The organism is Bacillus sp. JJ1503 (genome assembly GCF_036965125.1).
Classification (GTDB): domain Bacteria; phylum Bacillota; class Bacilli; order Bacillales; family Cytobacillaceae; genus Cytobacillus.
The window spans coordinates 1-7,193 of the sequence record NZ_JBALOZ010000054.1; the positions used below are offsets into that span (position 1 = coordinate 1).

Sequence of the window (7,193 nt, forward strand, 5' to 3'; positions counted from 1 at the left end):
CAGCAGGCTGAGCCGTTAAGCTTACTATCAAGTAAGCTGGAGGTATCTACTCCTGAAGTATATACAGAACAAGGCGTACCTGTTATGGCGGATGGTACAGCGATCATTAAAATTGGCGGCTCCATTGGAGAGATTGCAACAGCCGCAGAACAATTTCTTGGAAAATCAAAGGAAGACCGAGAAAATGAAGCGAAAGAGGTCCTTGAAGGCCATTTGAGATCGATTCTTGGTTCAATGACTGTTGAAGAAATTTATAAAAATCGGGATAAGTTTTCCCAAGAAGTTCAGAGAGTCGCATCACAGGATCTTGCAAAAATGGGTTTAATCATCGTTTCATTTACAATTAAGGATGTCCGTGACAAGAACGGTTATTTAGACTCTTTAGGAAAGCCTAGAATCGCTCAGGTGAAGCGGGATGCAGATATTGCAACAGCAGAGGCTGAGATGGAAACGCGGATCAAACGTGCAGAAGCTGATAAAGACGCACAAAGGGCTGAGCTTGAAAGAGCAACAGAGATTGCCGAAGCTGAGAAAGAAAATCAAATGAAAATAGCTGATTACCGCAGGGAGCAGGATATTGCAAAAGCTCGGGCAGACCAAGCCTATGATTTAGAGACAGCACGTGCAAAGCAAGAGGTAACAGAGCAGGAAATGCAAATTAAGATTATCGAGCGTCAGAAACAAATTGAATTAGAAGAAAAAGAAATACTAAGAAGAGAACGTCAATATGATTCCGAAGTAAAGAAAAAGGCAGATGCAGACCGGTATGCTGTAGAGCAGGCTGCTGAAGCTAACAAGAAAAAGCAAATAGCTGAAGCAGATGCAAATAAATACTTAATTGAAGCCCAAGCTCGTGCAGAAGCTGAAAGAGTTCGAGTGGATGGATTGGCTAAAGCAGAATCACAACGTGCACAAGGTGAGGCAGAAGCTGAAATCATTCGCCTGAAAGGTCTTGCTGAAGCAGAGGCGAAACGAAAAATTGCCGAGGCCTTTGAGCAATATGGTCAGGCAGCTATTATGGATATGGTTTTGGAAATGCTTCCTGAATACGCAAAGCAAGTGGCAACCCCGCTTTCCAATATTGATAAGATTACGGTTGTTGATACAGGCAGTGACGGAAAAAATGGCGGTGCTAATAAAATCACAGGATATGCAACGAATTTAATGTCCACGATGCAAGAAAGTCTTAAAGCATCCTCAGGTATTGATGTAAAAGAACTGATCGAGAACTTTTCCGGAAAGGGAAATATCCGTCAGAGCATAAATGAGCTAACGAATGAGTTGACAAGCAAGAATGACTATGAAGCAAAAGATGAAAGAGAAATAAGTAAATATTAATTTTCATTACTGAATATGGCTTAGCGAAAGGGCGGTGATCTGTTTAGATCCCCCCTTTTTTTGTTGACTCGCAAACTGCCATTCGAGCATGTTCTCGAATGTTTTCGTCCCGATTAAAACCCGTTCACAAGCACATATATGGCTAAATCAACACCAATCACTAATTTAGCCTATTTCATAAATATTAGGCGAAAATACAAGATTTATAGATTGTCCTAATGAAATAACCCAAAAATTGTGCATTCGTCTATCGCACACAATAGCTTAATTGAATAGGATATAAGGAATCAAACAAAGGAGGTAAATTAATATGTCAGATGGAATTGCATGCGGTGGAGGCTTCGCTCTACTTGTTGTATTGTTTATATTGTTAATCATTATTGGTGCTTCTTGGGGATTCGGTGGCGGGTTCGGATTTATTTAAAAAATGCTTTTAATTGATAGGGAGGAGATGGGTTTATGTCATTTGGATACGGCGGCTATGGTTATGGCGGTTATGGTGGCGGTTTTGGATGTGGCGGATTTGGAGGCGGTTTTGCTTTAATCGTTGTCCTGTTTATTCTGCTTATCATCGTAGGTGCTTCATGTTTTAGCTTTTGTTAAGAAGGAAGCGAGAGAGTGAACCTCTCTTGCTTTTTTCAGGTTGAATAATGGAATTAATGCAAGTATAAAACAGGCCCATTTTGAAAACTGAGCCTGTCTCTGATTACTTAATTTTCAACATTTTCGTTTTCTTCAATTACTTCTTCATTGCTATTATTTCCATTATTCCCTTTTCCTGTGTTATCTTTTTCCTTTTTCTTTTTTTCATTAATGTAAAGCTTGCCATCAGCAATTTTTCGAGATTCATTTCCATAGTCGTCTGTTACATGAACTTCTATTTCTGCTCCAGGTGCTTTTACGTTTGATGTGGCCGTGTAGTAGCCTACATAATGTCCTGGTGAAGTTTCCGTCATTGGAAGTGAATTAGCGTCAGAAAGCTGTCCACCAGTGTTTGTTAATGGCATTCTGATTGCAAAAGTTCCTTTTAACCCAGGATCGCTGTCAAATTCAATTTTGACTGTTTCGCCTTTCTTTAATTCCTTGTCCTCTGCAGGAAGCAGATTTTCAATAGTTGGTGGAGTATATTTTGCATTTACTGTTACAGTTTTTTCCTCAGAATTACCTGCCTTGTCTTGAGCAATAACAGTGATTATGTTTTCACCTTCACTTAGAATAATACGAAGTGAGTATTTGCCATCGGCTATATTTGCACTTTGACCATTAACCTGTACTGAATCAAGATTTTCATCGGATACTGTACCTTCAACGGTTACTGTTTCTTTATTTGTTTTTGATTTATCCTCTGGTGTAGTAATGGCTAGTTCTGGTTTCGTTTGGTCGAAAACAATTTTTACAGGATTTGAAGCATCTGTTGACCCTAAATCTGTTGTCACCTTCGCAGTTAAGATATTTTCACCTTCTGTCAATGTTACATCAGCAGAGAATATTCCAGCTTCGGTAGCTTCAGCCGTTGCAACTTCTTCGCCATGATTGAAAATAGTGACGGTTGTAGATGGTACCGTTGTTCCTTCAACAGTTACCGTTCCTTCATTTGTAAATACGCCATCTGCTGGTGACGTTATCACAGGTGCAGTGACCTCATAATTGACCGTAGAACGGATCATATAGTTGCCTTCTGATACAGGTGACGGTGACCAAGAACCTCCTACCAGCTGCCAGCTTCGCTTCGCATTTGTTCCATTTTCATCTGTTGCTAAGCCAGGAGCATTCGGATTTGGTGCAGTTTGGATGTAAACCATATAGAAATCGCCGTTTACCATGATTCCATGCTCACTTAAATCAACATGTGTCCATTCACCATTTCTTAAGGCGGTGGCATCGAATGGCCCTGCTAATTTTTTACCAGGAGCACCATCAGGACCACTTGCATCGTATACTTCTACTTTGAAAGCTGTTCCGCCTGGAATTGGCCATTCCGTATTCCAGAATCGGAATAATCCGCCTGTTACCATTGCATTTTTGTGTCCAGAAGTAAGAGACATTTTAACAGCCCAGCCATTTCCTGCATCATAGAAGGCACGGGCATTTTCAGCTGTACCGTCATCATAGCCAATTTCACCTGGGAAACCAATGAACGGCTTTAACTGTACATTTTGTTCTAATGGAGTTTCACTAATACTAATAGCAATATCTTGGCTATAGTATGAAGGTGCCATCACCTTTAACGTGTAGTTGCCTTCATACGCAGTAATAGAATATTCTCCGTTTGCATTTGTTTCTACTGGCTGTACAGCAGCATCCTCTACTAAAAGGAGTGTAGCATTTGCAACAGGTTGACCTGTAGCATGATTTGTAACAGTACCAGAAACTGTTCCTTGCGGGATTGGCTCTAAAACAAAATTAGCTGTCACTTCACCGTCTTGAGGAATATTAACAGTCTGTGCCTGGGAACGGAATCCATAAGCCTCTGCTTGCACAGTAAAGGATCCGGATGCATGTGTAAATTCATATGTGCCATCAAAAGGTTTTGTAAATACGGATCTGCCTGATTCTAAAATGCTCACTTCAGCGGTTAATGGTAGGAGAGCAGGGGCAGGCTGATTTTGTGAGCCATTATTTTGTATTACCTTTTCTTTTACAGGTACAATCTTGTCAGGATCTACCTTTTCATCCTTTAGAGCAGTATCGGAGTCATCTGCAGCTTCAGAAGGATTCGTAATTGCTAGCTGATTACTATTTGCAGCCTGTAGGGCAGTGTTTGAAAGCTGCACATCATCAATGTACCAGCCTGGTCTTTGTACAGAACCATCTGTTTTTACATTGAAGCCTACGTAGATTCTTTGACCTGCATATTCATTTAAATTAACTTCTCCGTCAATCCAGCCGGAAGTAATATCCGTGATGCGAAGCATTTGTGTCCAGTTTTCCATGTCAGTTGAGACAAAAACATGGCCAAAATCCCAGTTTCTTTCAAGGTTATACCAATGCTTAAACTGTAAGTATGCATTTCCTTCTGGGAGGTCGATTGGCGGCATAACTAATGTCATATTAGCTCTGTTATCGTAGTTTCCTGAAAGATTAGTGGCGTATACTTTTTCGCCGGATGCTGCATTTCCTGGTCCGGAGGTTGGCACTCCCCATTGCCAGCTATTAAATTCACCAAATGATGTCCAGCCTATTGGCTCAGATTCAAAATCCTGTGAATAGCCTATGGTGATGCCAGGCATAACAGATACTACAAAGTTATCAGTTACGACTTCATTTCCTCCAAAGTCATTGACCTTCCATTTATATGTGATGGATGGTACAGAAATCTCATCTCCAGGTATTGTTACTTTGTAAATTCCATCTTTATAGTCTCCTGAAATTCTTGCTCCTTGTAAAGTTGCCCAGCTGCCGTCAGATTTTAAGTATTCAAGGACTGTGTTTAATACACTTACGTTGTCAGTTGCTCTTAATTCTAAGGAAAGATCCATTCCTGCGTATGTTTCTTGCGGAGCAACGTGAACCACTTCAGGTGCTTCACTATCATTGCCTTCTTTTGCTACTTGGCCTTTAATCTTTCCAAGGCCGGATATGACAGAGGAAACGGCATCATATGCATTGACGAGACCATATCCAAAACCATTATTTGGTGTTCCAGGATATTGTCCGTTCGTTAAAGGTGAAGCTGTTTGGATTAATATTTCTTCCATATCTTCGACAGAAAGACTTGAATTAACTTGACGAAGCATGGCTGCAACAGCTGAAACATGCGGTCCTGCCATGGACGTTCCATTCCAGCCTCCCTCATACCCGCTTCCTGGTACGGAAGAACGAATATTTACACCAGGTGCAGAGATATCAGGTTTGATTTCTCCATATGGTGATGGTCCTTGAAGGGAGAAGCTGCCTAATCCATTGTTAATATCTGTTGCACCAGTAGCGAACGATTCAGGGTAGTTTGCTGGATTGGCAATTGATCCTGGTCCCCCTGGATTCCCGATTCTTGTATTGCCTGCAGAGAATTCTGGGAAAATTTCTGCTGCACGCCACGCTTGAACCATTGGACGATACCATTCATCAAGTCCTGGACCACCGCCCCAAGAGTTATTTACAACATCAGGAGCTTTATCAGGATGAGGATTTCCAGCTGCATCCTTTGGCGCTAAAATCCATTCACCAGCAGCAATGAGATCTCTATCTGAACCGCCAGCTGCTGTAAACGCTTTAACAGCAATCCATTTGGCACCAGGTGCTACTCCGATTTGATTGGCTCCGTTTGGTTCTGCACCAACCATTGTTCCAGTTACATGAGTGCCATGACCAACATCATCATACGGTGCAGATCGTCCAGCTGTAGCGTCAAACCAGTTAAATTCATGTGTTGGAGAATTAGGATTGGCTGGATTATAGCCTCGGTATTTTTCCTTTAGTGCTGGATGATCCCATTGGACACCGGTGTCTATAGATGCAACAACCGTACCAGATCCATCAATTCCCATTGCCCAAACGGCTGGAGCACCGACTCTTTCAATATTCCATTCTATTGAGTTCGTTTCAGCTTCTGTTTTTTTATCTAGCTGAAGTGAAGGGGGCTCGGCAACCTTTTCTGGAATATTCAGCTGTCTAATTTCGTTTGGTAGAATTTTGTCAATTTCAGGGAAGGCTGCGACTTGTTCCATGACCTCTTTTGTAGCAGTAACAGCGATGGCATTCACAATATAGAAGGATTCAACATCTGTTGCTTTTCCCTCTTTCTCCATTTTTTGGAGAAATTCTGCAACAGGGCCTTGAGTTTCAAAAGCAGTAGATCGTAGGGAGGATAGAACTGCGGATCGTTTCATGTATTTTAATTTAGCTGGTGTTACATTTTGACTTAAAGCATTTTTTTCAGCATTTTTTGCTGCTGCGGCTGTGTCTGCTTGTTCCTTGAACTTAATTAAAAACGTGACTTTATCTTGATTAGCGAATTGATCTTGTAATTTGCTGCTAATTTTACTTTTTGCAGCCTCAGGAGCTGCTTTCTTAAGTGAAGTATGTGGAGAATCATTTGCTTCCGCTTGACCCATGTTTGGGAACATAAGCGGGAGTATTAAAAAAGCAATAAACATGATATTAAACCAACGAAATCGCGTATTCCTTTTCTTCTTCAAAATAATCCCTCCTTGTTTTGGTAAATAAGATTTTGACTGCTGTTGCTAAATGAAAATAATCACCTCCAAAAAGGGCGGAAAGAAAACCCTTTGTTAATGAAACTTTAGCGAATGAAAATCGAAAAAGATGTCGAATAATCAGAGAGGAATTGAGTGCTAGATTAAAATGAGAGAAAGGAATTAGAGTAAGATGACTGGTCAAGATAAAAGGAACTAGTAAACACTCAATCTAAACGACTAGAAATATGTTCATTTACATATAAAACTGACATTTTTCTTGTATTTTTTGGAAAAAATAAGAAAAAGGAAAGGGGAGTGAATTTAACCGAAAAGACCTATAGTGAAAAGGAAGTGGGTCATTAGCAGATGTGTCTTTTATTCTAATGGAGGATTTGAATAATATCGGGATACAAAAATAGCAAAAAAGTCATGTAACTTTTTAGAAAAAATGTAAATTTTCTGCTTTCTAATTTAGTAACAGATAGATAGTACTAGTTAAATGGAATGATCAAAAAACATACTTTTATCCTGTTTTCAAATGATTGAGCAGGAGAATAGATATACATATCTAAAATGCTATTGAATTTAAGGAATAAATGATCTGGAAATCATTGCTAACAATTGGTAAGGTAGGGAATATTACAACATTAGTCATTAATATGTTTTGAAAAGTGATTCTTTTTTGTACCTTATTCGTCTAATAGTTTGTATGAGGGA

Annotated in this window: 4 protein-coding genes; 3 read left to right on the top strand and 1 reads right to left on the bottom strand. The window is 40.1% G+C overall.

Annotated elements, in window-relative coordinates; translation table 11 throughout:
* The 3 genes from V7149_RS05125 to V7149_RS05135 form a co-directional block, all read left to right on the top strand.
* Positions 1–1,338 (top strand): flotillin family protein (locus V7149_RS05125; RefSeq protein WP_335344574.1); only part of this gene is annotated, 1,338 nt, incomplete at its 5' end.
* A gap of 310 nt (positions 1,339–1,648) precedes the next feature.
* Positions 1,649–1,762 carry a YjcZ family sporulation protein gene (locus V7149_RS05130; RefSeq protein ID WP_335344575.1) on the top strand — a complete coding sequence of 38 codons (114 nt, stop codon included), beginning with the start codon at positions 1,649–1,651 and terminating at the stop codon, positions 1,760–1,762.
* Positions 1,763–1,797: 35 nt separating this feature from the next.
* Positions 1,798–1,941 (top strand): YjcZ family sporulation protein, encoded by a 144-nt coding sequence (locus tag V7149_RS05135; RefSeq protein ID WP_438824030.1) that lies wholly within the window; start codon positions 1,798–1,800, stop codon positions 1,939–1,941.
* Between the two features lie 107 nt (positions 1,942–2,048).
* Here the strand turns inward: V7149_RS05135 and V7149_RS05140 are convergent, their stop codons facing one another.
* Positions 2,049–6,434, bottom strand: a complete 4,386-nt coding sequence (locus V7149_RS05140) for a S8 family serine peptidase (RefSeq protein WP_438824085.1) — start codon at positions 6,432–6,434, stop codon at positions 2,049–2,051.
* Between the last annotated feature and the right edge of the window lie 759 nt (positions 6,435–7,193).